Source organism: Psychrobacter sp. TWP2-1-2, assembly GCF_049896785.1.
GTDB lineage: Bacteria > Pseudomonadota > Gammaproteobacteria > Pseudomonadales > Moraxellaceae > Psychrobacter.
Genome location: NZ_JAFCVA010000007.1, coordinates 174,468 through 196,414, shown reverse-complemented (window position 1 = coordinate 196,414; position 21,947 = coordinate 174,468). Strand labels below are relative to the sequence as shown.

Annotated in this window: 15 protein-coding genes and 1 tRNA gene; 8 read left to right on the top strand and 8 right to left on the bottom strand. The window is 43.3% G+C overall.

Annotated elements, in window-relative coordinates; genetic code table 11:
• Positions 1-35 precede the first annotated feature (35 nt).
• The 5 genes from pdxH to cysS form a co-directional block, all read right to left on the bottom strand.
• Positions 36-680 (bottom strand): pyridoxamine 5'-phosphate oxidase, encoded by a 645-nt coding sequence (gene pdxH, locus ACP7AE_RS08730; RefSeq protein ID WP_426242591.1) that lies wholly within the window; start codon positions 678-680, stop codon positions 36-38.
• A 43-nt stretch (positions 681-723) separates the two neighbouring features.
• The gene (gene glmM / locus ACP7AE_RS08725; protein WP_426242572.1) at positions 724-2,094 is read right to left on the bottom strand and encodes a phosphoglucosamine mutase; all 1,371 of its coding nucleotides are present in this window, start codon (positions 2,092-2,094) and stop codon (positions 724-726) included.
• A gap of 213 nt (positions 2,095-2,307) precedes the next feature.
• Positions 2,308-3,780 (bottom strand): IMP dehydrogenase, encoded by a 1,473-nt coding sequence (gene guaB, locus ACP7AE_RS08720; protein ID WP_426242570.1) that lies wholly within the window; start codon positions 3,778-3,780, stop codon positions 2,308-2,310.
• Positions 3,781-4,185: 405 nt separating this feature from the next.
• Positions 4,186-6,183 carry a mechanosensitive ion channel family protein gene (locus ACP7AE_RS08715; protein WP_426242568.1) on the bottom strand — a complete coding sequence of 666 codons (1,998 nt, stop codon included), beginning with the start codon at positions 6,181-6,183 and terminating at the stop codon, positions 4,186-4,188.
• Positions 6,184-6,422: 239 nt separating this feature from the next.
• Entirely contained in the window at positions 6,423-7,883 is a 1,461-nt protein-coding gene (gene cysS, locus ACP7AE_RS08710) for a cysteine--tRNA ligase (RefSeq protein ID WP_198330421.1), read from the bottom strand.
• 230 nt (positions 7,884-8,113) lie between these two features.
• Here cysS and ACP7AE_RS08705 point away from each other — a divergent pair, with 230 nt between their 5' ends.
• Positions 8,114-8,710: a cob(I)yrinic acid a,c-diamide adenosyltransferase gene (locus ACP7AE_RS08705; RefSeq protein ID WP_045446323.1), complete on the top strand. Its 597-nt coding sequence runs from the start codon at positions 8,114-8,116 to the stop codon at positions 8,708-8,710.
• Between the two features lie 169 nt (positions 8,711-8,879).
• On the opposite strand, the gene ACP7AE_RS08700 is transcribed toward ACP7AE_RS08705, so the two are convergent.
• Complete coding sequence (locus ACP7AE_RS08700; RefSeq protein ID WP_426242566.1) at positions 8,880-9,818, bottom strand: hypothetical protein; 939 nt, start codon at positions 9,816-9,818, stop codon at positions 8,880-8,882.
• Positions 9,819-10,255: 437 nt separating this feature from the next.
• Here ACP7AE_RS08700 and ACP7AE_RS08695 point away from each other — a divergent pair, with 437 nt between their 5' ends.
• From ACP7AE_RS08695 to ACP7AE_RS08665, 7 genes are all read left to right on the top strand, one after another.
• Positions 10,256-10,987 carry a glycerophosphodiester phosphodiesterase gene (locus tag ACP7AE_RS08695; protein ID WP_426242564.1) on the top strand — a complete coding sequence of 244 codons (732 nt, stop codon included), beginning with the start codon at positions 10,256-10,258 and terminating at the stop codon, positions 10,985-10,987.
• Positions 10,988-11,433: 446 nt separating this feature from the next.
• Positions 11,434-12,612, top strand: a complete 1,179-nt coding sequence (locus tag ACP7AE_RS08690) for an acyl-CoA desaturase (protein ID WP_201604763.1) — start codon at positions 11,434-11,436, stop codon at positions 12,610-12,612.
• A 323-nt stretch (positions 12,613-12,935) separates the two neighbouring features.
• Positions 12,936-14,402, top strand: a complete 1,467-nt coding sequence (locus ACP7AE_RS08685; protein ID WP_426242562.1) for a protein adenylyltransferase SelO — start codon at positions 12,936-12,938, stop codon at positions 14,400-14,402.
• A 359-nt stretch (positions 14,403-14,761) separates the two neighbouring features.
• Positions 14,762-17,083, top strand: a complete 2,322-nt coding sequence (locus ACP7AE_RS08680) for an NADP-dependent malic enzyme (protein WP_426242560.1) — start codon at positions 14,762-14,764, stop codon at positions 17,081-17,083.
• A 207-nt stretch (positions 17,084-17,290) separates the two neighbouring features.
• On the top strand, positions 17,291-18,478 hold the full coding sequence (locus tag ACP7AE_RS08675; protein ID WP_426242558.1) for a tRNA nucleotidyltransferase: 1,188 nt from the start codon (positions 17,291-17,293) through the stop codon (positions 18,476-18,478).
• Positions 18,472-18,657, top strand: coding sequence for an SDR family oxidoreductase (locus ACP7AE_RS08670; RefSeq protein WP_426242556.1), 186 nt, complete (start codon positions 18,472-18,474; stop codon positions 18,655-18,657). Before ACP7AE_RS08675 ends, ACP7AE_RS08670 begins: the two co-directional genes overlap by 7 nt.
• A 95-nt stretch (positions 18,658-18,752) precedes the next feature.
• Positions 18,753-18,829, top strand: a tRNA-Ile gene (locus ACP7AE_RS08665).
• A gap of 242 nt (positions 18,830-19,071) precedes the next feature.
• Here the strand turns inward: ACP7AE_RS08665 and ACP7AE_RS08660 are convergent.
• Positions 19,072-20,754, bottom strand: a complete 1,683-nt coding sequence (locus ACP7AE_RS08660; protein ID WP_426242554.1) for an NAD-dependent malic enzyme — start codon at positions 20,752-20,754, stop codon at positions 19,072-19,074.
• Between the two features lie 465 nt (positions 20,755-21,219).
• Positions 21,220-21,927, bottom strand: coding sequence for an ABC transporter ATP-binding protein (locus ACP7AE_RS08655; protein WP_426242588.1), 708 nt, complete (start codon positions 21,925-21,927; stop codon positions 21,220-21,222).
• Positions 21,928-21,947: the final 20 nt, after the last annotated feature.

The window sequence follows — 21,947 nt, the reverse complement described above, 5'->3', positions numbered from 1 at the left end:
TCTACTTCTATGAAAATATGAATAGCGAGCTTGGGTTACGGCAGCAGGCGCTTGGTACTCCAGCTTTCACCATTGTCTTTAGTATAGACAATACGGTCATGCATACGATTGGCACGACCTTGCCAAAACTCAATCTCATGAATGCTAATCTCATAACCACCCCAAAACGCTGGTGTTGGCACTTGGCTACTTTCTGGATACTGGTTTTGTAGCTCATCAAACTTGGATTGCATCACCTCACGATCAGCAACTTCGCCACTTTGCGGTTGACTGACCCATGCACCCACTTGACTGTCGTGAGGGCGCTTTTGAAAGTAAGCAGCTGACTTATTAGCATCGATTTTAGCAATGCTGCCACTAATACGTACTTGACGCTCCAGCTCATGCCAAAAGAATAGCGCTTCGGCATTCGGGTTTTCGGCAATATCTTGACCTTTAGCGCTTTCATAGTTGGTATAAAACACCACACCATTTTCGGTAATCTCACGCATAAGTACGATGCGCACGCTAGGCTTATTATCAGCACCGCACGTCGCCAGACTCATCGCATAAGGCTCTTGCACCTTTTGTACTATTGCCTCATTCATCCATTCTTTTAGTAGCTCAAATGGAGAGTCTGGGACGGACTGTTGATCAAGCTCACCTTTTTCGTATGACAAACGCTGATCGGTAAAATCCATGCTCATAAAATCTTCCTTATTTTAATATAACTATATTATGACGTTAACCCAATACTGCTTTGATATGGTCAGCCAAATCATTTGCCAACACGTCACATTCTATTTCATCATCCGACTCAACCATCACACGTATCATAGGTTCTGTACCTGATTGGCGAATGAGTAGACGACCACGACCCTCTAAAGTGGCCTGTGCTTTTGCAAAAGCAGCAACCAGCTCTTCATGCTCAAACGGATCTTGCATTTTACTTAAGCTCACATTGACCAGTTTTTGTGGCAATTTTTCAAAGCCTTCGGTCAAATCACTCAGCGCTTTACCACGTGCTTCCATCACCGCAAGCACTTGCAAGCCGGCGATAATGGCATCACCCGTACGACTCTTATCTAAACATAGAATATGACCCGATGGTTCGCCGCCCAGTATCCAGCCATTCGCTTCAAGCTCATGCATCACATAACGATCGCCTACTTTTGCACGTGTAAATTTAATATCTGCCGCTTTGAGTGCCAACTCTAAGCCCATGTTACTCATGAGCGTACCAACCACACCTTTCGCCTTAGTATGACCTTGGGTAGCAAGTACGTATAAAATGCCATCGCCGTCGACCAGATTACCAGCCTCATCAACCATCACAATACGATCGCCATCACCGTCTAGTGCGATACCAACATCTGCCTCGTGCTCAATCACTGCTTTCTGTAAGCCTTCAGGATGGGTAGAGCCGCAGTCGGCATTGATATTGACGCCATCAGGCGTATTGTTAATAGCAATCACATTGGCACCCAATTCACGCATGACTCTCGGTGCCACGCTATAGCCTGCACCATTGGCACAATCTACAACGACAGTCAGATGACTTAAGTCGTACTGATAGGGAAAACTGCCTTTACAGAATTCGATATAGCGACCTTTGGCATCATTGATTCGATTGTTTTTCCCTAATTGTGCTGGATCAAGAATAGGCATAATCACGTTATTGTCCGCCTCAGAGGCACTCATAATCGCTTTTAGCTTGTCATTAATAGAGTTTTGCATCTCATCAGTCAGCTTTTTGCCATCACCTGAAAACAGCTTGATACCGTTATCATAGTAAGGATTGTGCGACGCTGAAATAACTACCCCAGCATCTGCATTGAAACTACGGGTCAAATGCGCAATCGCTGGTGTGGGTAATGGTCCAAGCATATGCACATCAACACCAGCGGCATTAAACCCCGCTTGCAATGCGCCTTCAATCACATAACCTGACAGCCGCGTATCCTTACCGATGACCACGCTTGGCTTGCGCGCAGGATTGTCATTATTCTCTATCAGCACACGTCCCGTCACATAGCCCAATTTTAAAATAAAGTCTGGTGTGATCGGCGACTCACCGAATTTTCCGCGAATACCATCGGTGCCAAAGTAGCTCATTATGTATGCTCCCAAATCTAAGAGTGAAAACCAGACGAATACGCAAACAATAACGTATAAACAGTCTAATTAGTTATTATTATAATCCGCTTGTGTATTTTACAAAAAAAACAGCCAACAATAACAAGGCATTGTTGGCTGTTTGTATCTTAAGGTCACTGCAGCCCTGCAAAATAGCTATCATTGACGTAATGCAGGACTATAAAATACCTTTTAGTTCACACGATAGTTCGGTGCTTCTTTAGTGATTTGAACATCATGGACATGCGACTCTTTCATACCTGCCGATGTCACCTTAATGAATTGCGGATTGGTACGCATATCTTCGATGGTCGCAGAGCCAGTATAACCCATTGATGAGCGCAAACCGCCAACCAACTGATTAACAATACCAGCAACTGGACCTTTATAAGGAACTCGGCCTTCGATACCTTCTGGTACTAATTTTTCTACGCCATCTTTAGCATCTTGGAAGTAACGATCTGATGAGCCATTTGAGCCTGACATCGCACCAAGGCTACCCATACCGCGGTAAGCTTTGTAGTAACGACCTTGGAACAGCTCAACTTCACCCGGCGCTTCTTCAGTACCCGCCATCAATGAGCCTACCATGATGCACGAAGCACCAGCGGCGATGGCTTTTGCCATATCACCTGAATAGCGAATACCGCCATCAGCAATCAGTGGAATACTGTCTTTTAATGCGCTAGCGACGTTATCGATAGCTGAGATTTGCGGCACACCGATACCAGCGATGATACGCGTAGTACAGATAGAACCAGGGCCAATACCGACTTTTACCGCATCAGCGCCTGCATCACGTAGTGCAAGTGCGGCATCCCCTGTTGCGATATTGCCACCGATGACTTGCACGTGTGGGTAGTTTTTCTTAATCCAAGACACCTTATCAATCACGCCTTTTGAATGACCATGTGCGGTATCAACCACGATGATATCGACGTCAGCAGCGATTAACGCTTCAACACGCGCTTGGGTATCTGCACCAGTACCAACAGCAGCACCAACACGCAGACGACCTTGCTCATCTTTACAAGCATTTGGATTGTTTTCAGCTTTTGAAAAATCATTAACCGTAATCAAACCACGTAAGCGGAAATGATCGTCGATAACAATGACTTTTTCAATGCGGTGCTCATGTAGCAGACACTTGATGTTTTCGTTGCTTTCACCTTCATGTACTGTCACCAACTGATCTTTTGGCGTCATGATTTTACTAACTGGCAAAGACAGATTGGTTTCAAAGCGCCAATCTCTGTGAGTCACAATACCCACGACATTATCAGTGCCTCTTTCTACCACAGGTACGCCTGAGATATTATTGTCTTGCGTCAGCTGTAGCAGATCACCAATCGTCATCTCTGGATGCACAGTAATCGGATCTACAACCGTACCTGCTTCAAATTTTTTGACGCGGCGTACTTGTGTGGCTTGCTTGGCGATATCCATGCTCTTGTGCAAGATACCCATACCGCCTAGCTGTGCCATCGTAATGGCCATTTCAGATTCGGTCACAGTATCCATCGCGGCAGAAATCAGCGGTAGATTCAGCGTGATATTTTTGGTCAAACGGGTAGTCAGATCGGCAGTTTTTGGCAAGACTTCAGAATAAGCTGGCAACAATAAAACGTCATCAAAGGTTAAGGCTTCATCGACAATTCGCAACATACAGACCCCTAGTGGTGGTTATTTTGATGGGTGGGATATTTTTGGCATTAAGACAATCAACCAAAATCACCGATATGACTTTATGAAGCTAAAGTCTTAAAATTAAAGACCTTGTATCACAAAGTTTTAGATAATCAGCAATGAGCCAGCCGGTGTTTGTGATTAAACAAACAGAGACACTCGAAAATTGCAATTGATTGATGCTAATAAGTTTGCACAAATATAGCGCGCCCCTACTCTTAATCGCTCATTTATCCCTTAAAAATAACGCCATATTATAACAAATAATCAGACAAATCGCATGCTATATTTGTCAGCTTATTTTGCTAGCGCTTGTCTATCGATATCGACGTCTGTAAAGCTCAGCTATTTAAAAGCATAGAAAATATACTCAATCGTCGGTTACTAGTCTTTACCCTTCAATATCAAACGTTCAGCAGGCAGATAAGCTTTTTGTTTGCTATATAAGTAATTCAACATCTGCTCACGTATCTCACAGGCCAGTGTCCATGCTTCTATGGGACCTACCGCTGAAACAGCGCCGCGCAAGTGAATAATGTTGGCAGTCACCTCAACGACAAACATTTCAGGCTCAGTTTTGTTGTCCCAAAGCTTATTGTCTTTAACCGCCGATATAAATTGCTGGCGAATGGCGTCGATATCTGCACCATAATCGACATATAAAAACACAGGACAGGTCTGATGTACTTCTGTATGTGACCAGTTTTCTACCGTTTCGGTGATCAGTTCGCGCATCGGCACGATCAATCGACGTTCATCCCATGTTTTGAGTACCGCATACGTATAACGCAGGTCTTCAACGGTACTAAAGTTGCCATCCATTATCACACTGTCGCCAATCCGTACCGGCTGGGTCACGGCCACCTGTACCCCAGCAATAATGTTACCCAGTATCGGCTGCGCGGCAATTCCAATGACCACGCCTGCGATACCAGCCGAGGTCAATAGCGTCTTACCAAGGCCTTCCATGTTGGCAAATTCACTGAGACCAATCCAAATACTGCCCAAAATCATGACAAAAATAAAGACGCGGCGAAATATCGATACATAAGTACGGCGACGGCGCTCTTTATCAAAGTGCTCTTCAGCCAGATTTTCAATTTGTAGGCTTTGATAGCGATTAGCAAAAAAGTTAATAACGCGAATGCCAAGCCATAAGGTGCTAAATACTAGCCCAATCCAGATAAGCGGACGAGTCGATGACGCAACCGCATCTAAATAGGGAAAGCCGCCTGACACCAAAGTAAAGACAAGCGAAAAACTGATGGTAAAAGTCAACGGCACGGTCAGCTTATTGACCAAATCTGCTACGCCATTCGTACTACCAACATAATTACTGTATTTTTCATCGTCGATATAACGACTAATGATTTTTTCCGTGCCTTTACTAAGTAACCATCCTACTCTCATGGTCACTAAGAAAAACAGTGCTAATGCCAAAAACTCCCATAGTGCGATACTGAAAATCTTAAGTTTTAACCACCCAGGTAAATAACGCTCAAATTCCGCTGGATGATATTGTTCATAGAGATTGTCGATATTATCAACTGTCTGTGCAGAAAACACCCAAATAGGCGCAGCCTCACCAACCCGTACTCGTTGCAAATAGATGGGAACACGGCGCTCACGATAGTAGATATAGCCTAGCTGAATCGAGCGTCTAGGGATGCCCATGATACTACTGGTATTACCAAGTGGTGGCTCGATTAAACCATCTGGGCGATCTGGCAGATCATCAAAAACGTAAAGCTCTTTTTCCGTTAACAAAAAATCCAACCGTTTTGATAACTCAAGCGCGTGGTTACGCTGAATTTTCTGATCGATTAAATTCATGTTAAGTGCATAAGCAGCCAAGTCGTATTGTTGCTTCATGACCGCTGACTGAAAAAACTCTAAAGTCGCCAGTGGCGTGGTTAAATTTGGCGGCTCCGATAATGGCGGCAAGCCTACATTGAGCTTGTCTAGCAAATAATAACTTTCATTGTATTCACCCGTCAGTCCAGAATCTCCCTGCAAATTACCCGCTTGCTCTACTACATTGCGCTCGGTAGGATCAAATATTTCTTCTGCAACACCAGAGATGCTGAGGCTTTCGTCTTTAATTGTATTGATTTTCTGAGTGGCATATTCAGCTAGATTATCGGGCTTGCTGATTGAATTCGATGATGAGTTGGACTGCTCACCCGCAGCTTGTTCGCTATCGCTAGTGCTTGCAGCATTAGCGGGTGCAAACACAGCATTCATGCTGACTATAAAAAAAACCAATAGTAATGACAAAATACTGGCGCGCACATTCCAACGCTGGGGGTTAGGATAGTGGTCACTGTCGGTATCAATTGCTATACAATGACCGCCAACAATGCTTTTTTTGAGAATATTCATATTTTAAAAGCCATTAATTCACTTGATGTTTGCATCTCTTGAAGTTTGCCTACAAAGCTTGTTCTTACATATATTGCATAGCCAATTTAGCTTCATCTTTCTGGTTTGACTGCAATTTATCTTGTTCTTAGCACCATTTTTAAAATGATGATACGCCCTAGTTTAGTCTATAAAAAAAGCCAGCTCAAAGCTGACTTAGTTTATGACTATCTATATGGGTGTTCTGTAACATGATTGCCTTAAGCGCGGCGCCATGTCGTGCCAGCACGGCTGTCTTCAAGCTCAATACCAGCATCTTTTAGTTGCTCACGTATCTCATCAGCACGCGCAAAGTTTTTATTGGTTTTGGCATCCGCACGCTCAATGATTAAACCATCGATAGTGTCATCGGTTAAACCATCATCTGCCTTGTCACCAATCACTGCTTGCAAAAACTGTTGAACTGGCTGCTGTAAAATATTGAGTACCTGTGCCAACGCTTTGAGCTGCTCTGCTAATTGCCATGCAGTGTCTACATCTTCGGCTTTAATGGCTTTATTAATATCACGCGCCAGCCCAAACAATACACTAATCGCCGTTGAACTATTAAAGTCATCGTTCATGGCTTTGATGAAATCTTGTCCAGCACTACTGCTATAAGCATCATTTATCAGCGTATCACTGACGACGAGCGCCTGCCCTTTTTGCTGTTCGGCCAATTTTAACGCATTATATAATCTGCTTAGGCTATTATGTGCTTCGTCCAATGCGTTATCAGAAAAATTGACTTGGCTGCGATAATGGCTTGATAATAAGAAAAAGCGCACCGTTTCAGGCAGATATTTTGCCATCACATCACGAATAGTAAAAAAGTTACCCAACGACTTGGACATTTTTTCGCCATCGACATTAATGAAACCAACATGCATCCAGTTACGCGCGTATTCACAGCCAGTCGCGGCTTCAGACTGCGCTATCTCGTTTTCGTGATGCGGAAATTGCAAGTCATGACCACCGCCATGAATATCAAAGGTATTACCTAAGCACTTGGTCGACATCGCTGAGCATTCGATATGCCAACCTGGACGCCCTTGGCCCCATGGTGATGCCCATTGTGGCTCATTAGGTTTTGCTGCCTTCCATAAGACAAAATCAAACGGATTGCGCTTGTCATTTTCGACATCGACACGTGAACCTGCTTGCATCTCATCGAGATTACGCTTAGACAATTTACCATAATCTGCAAAGTTATCGACGGCATAGTAGACATCACCATTGTCGCCTGCGTAAGCATAATCACCTGTAACCAATGTCTCAATCATTTTCTGCATGTCATCGATATGATCAGTTGCGCGTGGCTCAGCGTCTGGCATCTCGCAACCAAGAGCGGTTGCATCTTCGTGCATGGCTTCAATAAAACGCTGTGTTAACGTACCAATCTCTTCGCCGTTCTCAGCGGCACGAGCGATGATTTTGTCATCGATATCGGTGATATTGCGCACATAATTAACGTCATAGCCTAACTGAGCCAACCAGCGCACTACCATATCGAAACCAACCATCACTCGCGCATGACCGATATGACAATAATCATAAACGGTCATACCGCACACATACATGCCTACTTGCCCTGATTTGAGTGGTACAAACTGACGTTTTCCGCCAGTCAGTGAGTCATAAATAGCAAGCTGAGACATCGCATCGGCAAGTGGTGTGGTCATGGTTAAAAAGCCTTTTAATATAAATGAAATAGATAAAATAAAAACAAAAATACAATCAATGCTTGGGTATTAAATAGCACTGATTACGGTTGTTATGAATGTAAAAGCAGCGGCAAAAATAGCAGCAATATAAAACTTAACCCATTATCTTAGCGAAAACAGCCATAAAATACTACAATGAGCCCGCAACTAACATCATTCAATCATAAAAAACTGTTAAGGATTTAGATATGGGCAATCGTTTAAGCAAAATATATACGCGTACTGGAGATGATGGTAGCACTGGCATGGCTGATGGCAGCCGCGTCAGCAAAGCAGACAACTTATTTAGTGTCATGGGTGATATCGACGAGCTTAACTCACATATCGGTCTGGTACGTGCTCAATTACAGCATAATAAAGGGCAGTCTATAGAGAAAGAGTTTTCTCAAGCTTTAGTCATCATTCAGCATTTATTGTTTAACATCGGCGGTGAGCTGGCTATGCCAGAATATGAAGGCGTCAATGCCACTCACATTACATGGTTAGAACAGCAAATTGATGCGATGAATACCACCTTGCCGCCGCTAAAAGATTTTATCTTGCCCACAGGTTCGGTATTGGTCAGCCAACTGCACGTTGCGCGTACAGTCTGTCGCCGTGCTGAGCGCCAAGCAGTGCTATTACAACAAGAGCGACCACAAGCGATTCGCAGTACGGCCGTGAGCTTTATCAATCGCTTATCGGATTGGTTGTTTGTCGCTGCTCGCTTTTGTACAGATCCCAACAAAGTCTCTGAAGTCTTATGGGACAGTCAGGTATTACAAAAATTCGCTGATAAAAAATAATTGCGCAAGACTACTTCAGTTAACTAAAACGCTAAAATAACACCCTAGAATCAAGGTCTAGAATAAAATATAAAAAAGCCCGCAACCTTAACACTGCGGGCTTTTTACTGACTAATCGATACTATTCAGTGACGACAATATTATTCGACAACAGCCTAAATCTTACTAATTAGTAAGTAGCGCTGTCATCTTCAATAATAACCATATCGATACTTTCATCTTTAGGTACTGATTTCGGTACAGCGGGTGTGGCTGGGGTTTTAACTTCAGGAGTGGCTGACGCGCTGCTATTATCCGTATTACTACTGCTTGGATTGTTAATAGTCGGCGGCGTGGCAGGCTGAGTAGGACGAATCGGCTCAACTGGCTTGACTACTTGAGGCTGACGAACGGGTGCTGACTGACTGTCATCGTTTTGTGCTGCACGGCGCTCAGTGCTACGTTGGGCGCGCTGCTCATCCATCGCTGATTTAAATACAGAACCTGCCATCACATCGGCGACCACAGTAATCAATGCTGGCTGCCCAGCAATACGTGTGCGTACTTGACCGCCTTGAGTACCAACGACATAGGTAAAGGCATCATCAACCAACATGTTATTGTTGATACGAATGTTATTTTGCGCTAAGCGTGATTGTAGGCTCGGCAGATTGTTGGCTGCTTGTACTTGACTGGCTTGATACAAATCTTCGCTTGGCAACGTCATGCTCACACTTGCCTGACAAGTCGTCATACCATTGTCATTGGCTGCTTGTAAGACTGCAGCATTTTGTACATCAATCACAATGCCGTTGGTTTTATTAGTGATAGCGCCGCTAGCGAGACTGATCTCTGCATCATTTGCGTAGTTGGCAGCCAGCGTTTGTGCTTGTTGATTGAGCGTGTTTTTTAAAGCCGTTTTGAGACGATCTTGTACCATTGGGTCATCACAGCTCACCGCAGTAGCTGCGGTGTTTTCAGTAGACGCAGACTCTTGCTCTGTGAGCTCTGCCGTCTCGGTGGTATCTTCCTTCTCTGAGCGATCACAGCCAGCAAGCGCTAAACCACATACCATGCCAATACCAGCCACTTTATACCACTTGCTCACGTTTTTATTTGCTACGCTCATATTTCTTTTGCTCCCAATTTACTAATACGTACCGCCACTGATGGACAGTGATTGATGTTCAAACCGCAACCCTAGCTGCCCTAGGTTTGAAAACCAGATTATTATACGGTGTTTAAATAAAATGTTCATTAGTGTAGCCCATGGATATACAAATAACGCCCCTCATTATAGATAAAACCTGTATTTAGTTGCAAAAACATAACAAATACATACTTATGAATTCGCTGTAAATACGCTTTTAGACTATCGCGATCAACTAGGTCTGTTGAATGTTTGACAGACAGTAAACCTATTCTAAGATTTCGCTCAGCTCATATCTATAAAGTTTTTGGATAAAAGGAACCACATAGTAACATTGCTTTATTGAGCAAATTTTATTAGACGCTATTGTTTTAGCACTATATGATTGCGCGTATCACTAACCAACCATATAAATTATGAAAAATTTTGAAAACACGCTTTTATTGGGTCATCGCGGTGCGCGCGGCGAAGCATTAGAAAATACCTTTTCAGGCTTTGAGTATGCTCAACGTCTTAACACTCAGGGTCTAGCAGGGGTTGAGTTTGATGTACAACTGAGCGCGGATGGTCATTTAATCGTGTTTCATGATGACACGCTGCAACGCATGTGTGGTCAGCAAGCACGTGTTGATCAGTTGAATCTTACTGAGATTCAACGCCATTCGCAGTTTGGTCATCAGATTATCACATTAGGGCAGGTAGTGCCGTTGCTAAAGGGCTTTACTGAGATTGAACTGGAGATTAAGACGCATGACCGTACTGATTACGCTAAATTGGTAAAAGCATTGACACGCAGCCTCATCGATAGCCCACTTGCCAAACTACCCATTGTGCTGACCAGCTTTGATGTAGAGCTACATATTCGCTTGCAACGTCATCCATTACTAAAGCATATCTCTCGCGGCTTGCTCATTCGCACACCTGAAGTCTTAATGACTGCACCGAATACCGCCTTGCAACTTGGCTGTATTCAGCTAGGTATCCACTATCCGCTGATTAGTCGAACAGTCATTAAACATAGCCACTGTTATGGCTTGCCAGTGAGTGCGTGGACGGTCAATGATATTGACACGATTAAACAGCTGATCGCATGGCAAGCTGACGTTATCATCACTGATTATCCAAGTCATTTACTGCTGGGTGAATAAGCATCGCCTTTATTTGATTTATTTAAAATCATCTACATATCTATGGTGTTACTTACACTTCTCCTCAATGCCTGATAAGTCATCCATTATTTTCGTCAATACATTCCATAATCGATACAAGTTATTGTTATTTAGCAATATTTTTACAGTGTATAACTGTTCACTTTATTGATTTTTTAAGGTATCATATAGGCTTAAATTAATACCGCTAGGGATATTATATGATTGCAAAAAAAGCACTTGGCTTACCGCTTAAAGGCTTACGTTTCGCTATCAAATCTGGTGATACGCTTATCAAAGCCGCCAGCACTCAAGCCACACGTTTTAAGACACGTTTTGACGAGAGTAAAACTGCAAGCTCGCTTAATGAGCAGCCTGTTGCCAAACGCAACTACGCCCATGCTGCGGGAGAGCAAGATGTCTCTACTAAAGAAGACAGCATTGATATGCGCGAGTTTGAGTTTACAAAAGCGCCGATCAACTGGATTCCAGCGACTATCTTGGTAGCCACACCTATTGCTGCTGCGATCATTACACCATGGTATTTGTTTACTCATGATGTTAGCGCGCCAGTTTGGGGCGTATTTGGTGCCTTTATGGTATGGACAGGTATTAGTATTACGGCGGGTTATCATCGCCTGCTATCGCATCGTGCTTATAAAGCGCATCCGATCGTCAAAAACTTTTTATTGCTAGGTTCCACCTTTGCCGTACAAGGTTCAGCGTTTGATTGGGTTTCTGGTCACCGTACGCATCATCGTCATGTCGATGATCGCTTAGAAGACCCGTACTCAGCAAAGCGTGGCTTTTTCTTTAGTCACATGGGCTGGATGCTACGCAATTATCCTAGCGGTAAATTTGACTATAAAAATATCCCTGACCTAACCAAAGATAGAACGCTGCAAATTCAGCATAAATATTACGGTTTATGGGTTGCGGCATTGAACATCGGTGTGGTCGCTGCGATCGGTTGGTTATTGGGTGATGTTTGGGGTACTTTGGTCATCGTAGGCTTACTACGTCTGGTACTGACGCACCACTTTACCTTCTTTATTAACTCGCTATGTCATATGTTTGGCACGCGTCCTTATACGGATACCAATACTGCCCGTGATAACTTCTTCTTAGCTATCTTTACATGGGGTGAGGGTTATCATAACTACCATCACTTCTTCCAATACGATTATCGTAACGGGGTAAAATGGTGGCAGTATGATCCTACTAAATGGCTGATTGCTGGCTTGTCGAAGCTGGGCTTAACCAGTGAGCTACGTACCGTTGATGACACCACTATCAAGCATGCAGAAGTACAAATGCAATTTAAAGCGGCTCAGCAGCAAATCGATACAGCAGCAGTAAGCGGCATTGATCTTCCTCATGCGATGAAGAGCTTCCAAGACCGTATTAAGTTTGAATATGATGCCTTTATGCAGACTGTTGAAGAATGGCAAGCACTCAAAGCCAAAACGATTGAGCTGAAAAAAACAGAATATGCCGATCGCTTGCATGAAGTGGAAGATGAGCTAAAGCACGACTATGCCAAAATTGAACAAAAAATTCTTGAGCATAATAGCAATTTAAAAACCGCGTTTCGCTCTATCGGCATCAGTAAAAAAGCGGCATAATCGCTGATTATTAAACTGTATTTTATTACCTTTGTGATGAACGATAATTGTAAAGCTTCTCCTTCCCTCTATCTGTAGCAGATAGAGGGATTTTTTTGCTCATCCTTTATAGATCGTGTCGAACATTGATTTATAGAAATCAAAAGGACAAGTGGAAGCAATATCTTTGTTTGATAGGCTAAATGCATTCAATATTGCTCATGGTTTTTGGGTGCGCTATTACAAGAGATGGACAGAGTGAAACGATGTAATATCAAGGCTATGCTATAGTGCTTTTATCGCCCCTACACTTTACTTATATTTCAAAAGCAGGAACGGCTTGTATGCGCTATCAAAATACCTATGTCAATCTAGACACTCGCCTTTATCATGAGCAACCGCCGACGCCGCTGGACAATCCACGTGCTGGACACTTCAACATGCAAGTTGCGCAGCAGTTAGGCTGGACAGATGATGAAGATCTGATGACACATTGGGTAGAGATACTCGGTGGTCAATACATGCCAGCGGATTTTAAGCCATTGGCCATGGTTTATGCGGGTCACCAATTTGGGCAATGGGCAGGTCAATTGGGTGATGGACGCGGCTTGCTGATGGCACAAGTGCTCGATAACAATAATCAATTGCAAGACTTGCACCTTAAGGGTATTGGTCTGACGCCTTACTCGCGGATGGGTGATGGTCGCGCTGTCTTGCGCAGCACTATTCGCGAGTATTTATGTGGTCATGCCCTTACACAATTAGGTGTTCCTTCCTCTAATGCTTTGGGATTTGTTGTCTCCGATACGAGGGTGCGCCGTGAGCGCATGGAAGCAGGTGCGGCATTGATGCGCGTGGCTGATAGTCACATTCGTTTGGGTCATATCGAGTGGATTGCCAGCTTTGCGCCCGATTTGCTCACTGAGTTCACCGATTATATGATCGACACTTATTATCCAGAGTGCCGTGATAGTGACGCTCCGATACTGACATTTTTAACCACGGTGGTTGAGCGAACCGCACGAATGATCGCTGACTGGCAACTGATTGGCTTTGCGCATGGCGTGATGAATACTGACAACCTCTCTATCACTGGTAGCACCTTAGACTTTGGTCCATTTGGTTTTATGGAGCGTTTTAATCCTGCTTGGATCAACAACCACTCTGATCATACTGGTCGCTACGCTTATCAGAATCAACCTGCTATTGGTCACTGGAATCTCAATGCTTGGCTGCCACATTTTATGCGCTTAGAGGGCGTAACACGTGAGGCGTTAGCAGACTGTCTAGCGCCTTATGAAGCCACATTTATGCAGCACTATCAGCAAGGGCTTTGTCGTAAGCTTGGGCTGCCGCATGCAAAAGAGAGTCTAACCTTGGCTTTTGAATGGTCAACCTTGTTAGAAGACAACTTGCTGGACTATACCAATAGCTTCCGTGCGCTACTCGGTTTGGTCGCGCCGAATGGGCACCATTATGAAGAGCAGCTATTGTCAACCATGACGAATGAGCTTAGCGATGATGCCCAGCAAGTCTGGCAAGATTGGTCGACTCGTTATATGGCGCAAATACAGCAGCAGCCACTTGAGCAAGCTATCGATGATATGCAGCACAATAATCCTGTTTATGTACTGCGTAATAGTATGGCGCAGCGTGCCATTACGGCAGCAGAACAAGGACAGTTCGAAGAAGTGAGTCGAGTATTCGATTTACTGGCTAACCCTTATCAGGTACAAGCAATCGCTACCCTTCTCGATACGATGCCGCCTACCCCACATGCGCCGCAAATGCCGATTAGTTGCTCGTCTTAATGATATGTTATTAAAATGCTATTCTGTAATATTTTGAAACATTATGAGATTAAGGTTGATATTTAACCCTATTTTTTGGCATTATTAATTGGCTAAATAATGAATATCATTTTACTATATTATTCTTGCCGTTCACGGCAGCTGACTAGGCAGTGAATTGGCAATAGTGCTAGAATAACTATTCCACTAGATTACTTTTTTGGCTCAATGCTTAATCGCTAATCCTGACACTTTGAATTATTAACTGTTTAGCGTCACGTTGCCCTTAGAGGATTATTATTCCATGATTTTTTGAGGGTAAAACGTTATTTTTATCTCCATTTACTTTATTCCAATTTATTCTAACCATGGCAATTATTATGAATGACGATACCACTTTGAATACGGATAACCTTAGTACAGAAAAAGAGCAGTTTGAACAAGCTGCCTTACATTATCATGAGTTCCCACGTCCAGGCAAAATCTCTGTCACCCCTATTAAGCAGTTGGCAAACCAACGTGACTTAGCACTTGCCTATTCACCAGGTGTGGCAGTTCCTTGTCTTGAGATTCAAAGAGATCCGACGTTAGCGGCTAAATATACCGCCCGTAGCAACTTGGTTGGTGTTATCACCAACGGTACCGCGGTACTGGGTCTAGGTAATATCGGGCCATTGGCATCGAAGCCTGTGATGGAAGGTAAAGGGGTTCTATTCAAAAAATTCGCAGGTATCGATGTTTTTGATATTGAAATTGCACAAAATGATCCAGACAAATTCATCGAAGCTGTTGCCTCTCTTGAGCCTACTTTCGGTGGCATCAATCTAGAAGACATCAAAGCACCAGAATGTTTCAAAATTGAGCGTGAATTACGTAAGCGTATGAACATTCCAGTCTTTCATGATGACCAACATGGTACGTCAATCATTGTTGCAGCAGCGATGCTCAACGCGCTATTGATTACTGGCAAAAAAATCGAAGAGATTAAAATCGTCTGTTCAGGTGCCGGTGCCGCCGCCATTTCTTGTTTAGATATTATTTGCGCACTTGGTGTAAACAAAAACAATATCTTTGTTTCAGATTCACGCGGTATCATTACGACTATCCGTGAAAATCTTGACGAAACCAAACAGCGCTATGCCCGTGAGACGACGGCGACCACTATCGACGAAGTGATGGATGATGTCGATATGTTCCTTGGTCTATCGATGCCTGGCACGTTATCTGAAGATATGGTTCGTCGTATGGCAAAAGACCCTATCGTCTTTGCACTTGCTAACCCAACGCCTGAGATCATGCCAGAATTGGCGCACGCCGTACGTCCAGATGTTATCATGGCAACGGGTCGCTCAGACTATCCAAACCAAGTAAACAACGCTTTATGCTTCCCTTATATCTTCCGCGGCGCATTAGATGTTGGTGCCACGACTGTTAACGAAGAGATGAAAGTCGCTTGTGTAAAAGCTATCGCTGCGATGGCACACGTTGAAGCAACACCGACCACCAGCGCTAGAAACATTGAAAAAATGCAAAGTTTCGGTCGTGATTACTTGATTCCAGGGCCTTTAGAGCCAAACCTAATCATCGAGATCGCGTCTGCGGTCGCTCAAGCTGCGATGGACTCAGGCGTTGCAACCTTACCTATCGCTGATATGCAAGCTTATCGTCAGCGCCTGTCTGAGTTTGTCTATAACTCTGCATTCGTGATGAAACCAATCTTTGCTCGCGCTAAAGCCGATCCGAAACGTATCGTTTACTGTGAAGGTGAAGACAATAATATCTTACTTGCTGTGCAAGTGGTCGTTGATGAAAAGCTAGCACAACCTATTTTAATTGGTCGTCCTTCAGTCATCGAAGCCAATATCGAAAAATTAGGGTTACGTCTAAAAGATGGTGTGAACATTTCTATCGTCAATATCGATGATGATCCTCGTTATAAAGATTACTGGCAGGGTTACTACGAGAAGAACAAACGTCTTGGTGTGAGTATTGAACTTGCTCGTCGTGATGTTCGTCGTAAGACCACATTAATCGGCTCACTATTGGTCGAAAATGGCGCTGCAGATGGCATGGTATGTGGTACGTTTAGCCATTATCAGTTGCACTTAAAATATGTACAAAGCGTTATTGGCAAAAAAGAAGGTGTGAACGACTTCTATGCTATGAATGCGGTACTCATGCAAGATCGTAATATTTTCATCGCCGATACTTATATCCACGAAGATCCAACGGCTGAACAATTGGCTGAAATGACTATCTTGGCGGTTAATCAATTACGTCGCTTTGGTATTACACCACGTGTCGCGCTAGTTTCTCACTCTAACTTTGGCGCCTCAAATCGCACCAGTGCTGTAAAAATGCGCAAGGTCTATGAACTGCTGACAGATATGAATGTAGACTTTGAATTCGACGGCGAGATGCAAGGTGACGCCGCGTTGAATGAACATATTCGTTTAAATAATATGCCATCAAGTCCGTTGAAAGGTGCTGCAAATCTGCTCATCTTACCAACACTTGACGCCTCAAATATTGCCTTTAACTTACTCAAGACAGCAACTGGTAGCGCCTCTATTGGTCCTATTTTATTAGGTACTAGCAAACCAGTACATATTCTCACACCATCAGCAACTGCACGTGGTATCGTCAATATGACTGCTCTTTCCGTTACTGAAGCTCAAGATTTGGCGAGCGAAAATCAGTAATATATCCTGCGCTACCTAGTAGTATGTATTATCAAGATGGTCTCTGTTATTCATTTATAGAGACTGTCTGCTATACTAAAACCAGTCAATGCTATTAAATAGCGTTGACTGGTTTTTTTTGCTTGTTATACATTGGCTAAGATGCAACGTAGCCTTATTCAGTATCAGTCATCACTGGCTCAATAAAAATAAAAGATAGAGGCATTCATGCAAATTTACCTTGTCGGCGGCGCGGTACGCGATCAACTGTTAGCACGTCCTATTAAAGACAAAGATTTTGTCGTCGTTGGTGCAACTGTTGCAGAAATGCTTGATGCAGGGTTCCAGCAAGTGGGTGCAGATTTCCCTGTATTTTTGCATCCTAATAGCCATGAAGAATACGCACTGGCACGCACTGAACGCAAAGAAGGCTTGGGGTATAAAGGCTTTAGCGTACATGCCAGTCCTGACGTCAGCTTAAAAGAGGATCTACAACGTCGAGACTTGACGATTAATGCCATGGCCATAGAAGTCACCAGCTTAACTGATGATACGCCAATCAACGGTGACGTCATTGACTATTATGGTGGCATGGCTGATATAGAAAGCAAAACCTTGCGTCATGTATCAGGTGCATTTAGCGAAGACCCTCTACGAGTGCTTCGAACCGCTCGCTTCTATAGCCGTTATTACGACCTAGGTTTTGTCATTGCTGATGAAACTTTGAGTTTGATGCGCCAATTGGTCGACTCTGGAGAGCTTGCACATTTAAGTGCAGAGCGCATTTGGCAAGAATCTAGCCGTGCAACCATGCAGCTATCGCCGCAGGTATACTGGCAACAACTGTTTGAGATTGGTGCGCTCACAGAATATTTTGCCCCACTACATCAAGCTTGGGCTAATACTCAGATACGTGAAACGGTACAGACTGCGCTATATTTCGCAGGGCAAATGCAATTGAATCTATCACAGCGCTGGGCACTATTAATGAGTAGCCTTAATTCATTTTTATTTACCTCAGAACATACAAATGAAAACGTGAATAAAGCAGCCAATATAAAAGGTATCAATGATATAGGCAACGCCGCTAAGGTACCAAAGGCACACACTCAATTTTCGACTCTCTTCGCTCAGCAAGCCACAAAGCTAAGCACAATAAGCCATTTAAGCGCGGCTGAAAAAATTGACCTCATACAAATTTGCGGCGCTCATAAAGAGCCTGATAAGTTATCGCAGCTATTAGCGACCAGCCACGTGTTGCAATTGGCAATACAGCACCGTCAGATGATGCTAGCGCTGAATAGCTTTCATGCCATTAGTATGCAGGATATTGACTCAGCGCTAACAGGCCCTGCGATTGGTGCGGCATTACGACAAGCCAGAATCGAGCACTTGCAAGTACGAAACCAATGTTAAGAAAATTTAAAAAGATGCAGCAGCGCGATATCATTGACTCAATTCCTATGCAGCGTATAGGTCGACCTGACGAGATTGCCCATCATGTGTTGTACCTCGTACAGGCCAATTATGTTACTGCTGAGATTATTACTGTTGATGGTAGTCGCAGCCTGACATTGGCTGGTAGTCATATTTGATAGAAAAGTAGAGCATCATAAAAAATATCTTGATTACTACCTATCTTTTACTTGAAAAATTAAAAAATTCAGGTATCATTGTCCGTCTAGCGTTAGGGCCCATAGCTCAGTTGGTTAGAGCAGAGGACTCATAATCCTTTGGTCGTAGGTTCAAGTCCTACTGGGCCCACCAAATTCAACCCCTTACAAGCATTGGCTTGTAAGGGGTTTTTGTTGTCTAGAATTTAATAGAAGACAATCATTGAACTATGCTGAAGAACCGATAAAAGTAAACTTGCTAAACTAATAGATTGGATAGCAGTAAAAAAGGTTGCCAACACTATATGTAATATAGCGTTAGCAACCTTTTTTCATTTAGTGTTTTACTTAGATAATGTGCCTAATATTAGAATTTGTTATATCTAATTTCTAACATTAGAAAGAAGTACGGCGATAATTACGATATTCAGGCAACCAAAAATTCGCTTTTAATCGACGTTGTAAATTCTCCGCTGTGATAGGTAGTGCGAGCTTATCTTGAGCCGCTTGCAATGCCACTGCATACGCTATTTTTTCACTGATCTCTCTAATGACTTTAATAGGTGGTAGGATGGCACCAGGTGCTTTTTCGTATTCCATTGATATATCTGCAAGGGCTTGGCTTGCCGCCATGAGCATATTATCGCTGATACCCGTCGCTCGTGCTGCTAAAACACCCAGACCAATCCCGGGGAAAATATAGCTGTTATTACACTGAGAAACCTCGAAAGACTGACCTTCAAAAGTGGTATGAGGGAAAGGGCTACCCGTTGCAACAATTGCCTTACCCTTGCTCCAATTAGTCACTTCTTGCGGTGTTGCTTCCACACGAGACGTGGGGTTTGAAAGTGGTAATACAATAGGATGCTCAGTATTAACACACAAGGATTCGATCACCTCTTGGGTGAACAGACCTTTTTGTCCACTGACGCCGAATAATACGGTTATTTTTGCTTGTTTAACCACTTGCGCTAAACCGAGTTTCTTACTTTTATCCCAGTTTTCAATAGCGGATTCTTTTTGGACTAATGGTTCTTGGAATTTTTGTAGCTCCGTCATGTTATCAGTAAGCAGGCCATAGCGGTCAACCATAAATACTTGGCTGCGAGCCTGCTCCTCCGTTAACCCTTCACGCTGCATTTGGCGAATGATATGTTCAGCAATACCGCAACCAGCAGACCCTGCGCCTAAAAATGCTATTTTTTGTTGGCTAAGCTTTTGGCCCTTATTTAAGCACGCGGCAATCAAGGTACCGACTGAAACCGCAGCAGTACCCTGAATGTCATCATTGAAGCAGCATAATTGGTCACGATATTTATTCAATAATGGTGTTGCATTTTCTTGGGCAAAATCTTCAAATTGTAATAATGCCTCAGGCCAGCGGCGCTTAACGGCTTGAATAAACAAGTCTACAAACTCATTATATTCATCACCCGAGATGCGTGGATTTCTCCAACCCATGTACATAGGATCGTCAAGTAGCTGTTGGTTATTGGTGCCAACATCTAGCAAAATTGGTAGGCAATAAGCCGGGCTGATGCCACCACAAGCCGTATATAAAGCCAATTTCCCAATGGGAATCCCCATACCACCAATACCTTGATCACCTAAGCCTAATATACGTTCGCCGTCAGTGACAACGATTACCTTCACGTTTTGCTTGGTGGCATTTTGCAGCATATCATCAATTTTATGGCGCTCAGGATATGAGATAAATAAACCGCGTTTACGGCGATAAATTTGCGAGAATTTTTCACATGCTTGACCCACGGTTGGGGTATATATGAGCGGCATGACTTCCTCAATGTGCTGCTCAATTAGATGGTGAAATAAGGTTTCATTGGTATCTTGGATGTTACGCAAGTAAATATGCTTATCCATATCATTAGTGAATGAGCGCAGTTGATGATAAGCGCGTAGTGATTGCTCTTCAATTGTCTCAATATTATGAGGTAATAGCCCAGTTAAATTAAAGCTATCACGCTCTTCTGATGAAAAAGCACTGCCTTTATTTAGTAAAGGAGTCTCTAAAAGAGCGGGGCCTGCAACGGGAATATATAAAGGACGCTTGTTTGACATAATGTAATCTTCTTATTAAAGGCATATGAGTGAAAGCCATACTGAGTGAAAGCTATGCTAGTGCTGCATTATACATAGCATCTACTGGTATTTAACAATAGATAACAAAATCATTTTGAATGAACATGGCTCTAAAGGTGATGGCACGGATACATTGGCCTAGAAATATAGATGTATTTAGCTTTTACCTTAAATTTTTATAAAAAAGGGTTTTTGATTATTGGGTGTTTTCTATGAGATTTCATACAATCGAAGCTGCTACCTTTATTGATGTCACTATAGTCGATTCAATTTAAAAGTAGTACAAGGCAACCGAGTGTAGATGTATATTAAATACTTCAAGCGAGGCTAACGCTGTAATGCTTTTATAGTGGAATGACTATATTGACGGCGGTATTGATAGAAATCTTTGTTAAGCAGATAAGTAATCCGCCAATATGACTTTTATTATCACTACGATATTTTTCAATTATTCAACGTATCACTATCAATACGACCATCAACCAAATTAATCGTTCGATCGCAAGATGCTGACAAGCGTGGATCATGGGTGACCAGCAATACCGCGCAATCACGTTCCTGATTGACTTTGCGGAACAACTCAAACACTTCTCCAGCCGTCACGGTATCCAGATTACCTGTAGGTTCATCAGCCAATAGCAATGCCGGTTCGGTTATCAAGGCGCGTGCAATGGCGACACGCTGTTGCTGACCACCTGATAGCTCGTTAGGTTTACTTTCAGCAAAGCGCTCTAACCCAACCGCTGCCAGTAGCTCGCGCGCTTTTTGGATAGTAAGCTTATTTGGACGACCCCTTGTCAATGTTAGCGGCATTAAGATATTGTCTAATGCGCTAAACGCTTGAATCAGATGATGGAACTGAAAGACAAAGCCAATACTACTGCCCCGTAAAGCGGTGCGACCAGCATCATTCATAGCACTGGTCGCTTGACCCAACAGATATAGCTCACCGCTGGTTGGCTGATCTAGTAACCCTAGTACATTTAGTAAAGTGCTTTTACCTGAACCAGAAGGACCAATCAGGGCAGCAAAGTCGTTATTGCTGATGGTTAAGTCAATACCGTGCAGCACCTCAATCTCATTAGGTTGACCGATGTTATAAGACTTTTTTAGTGCCTCTAAACGCAGAACTTCGTGAGATTGACTGGACATAGGAGTTGACGTCTTATTAA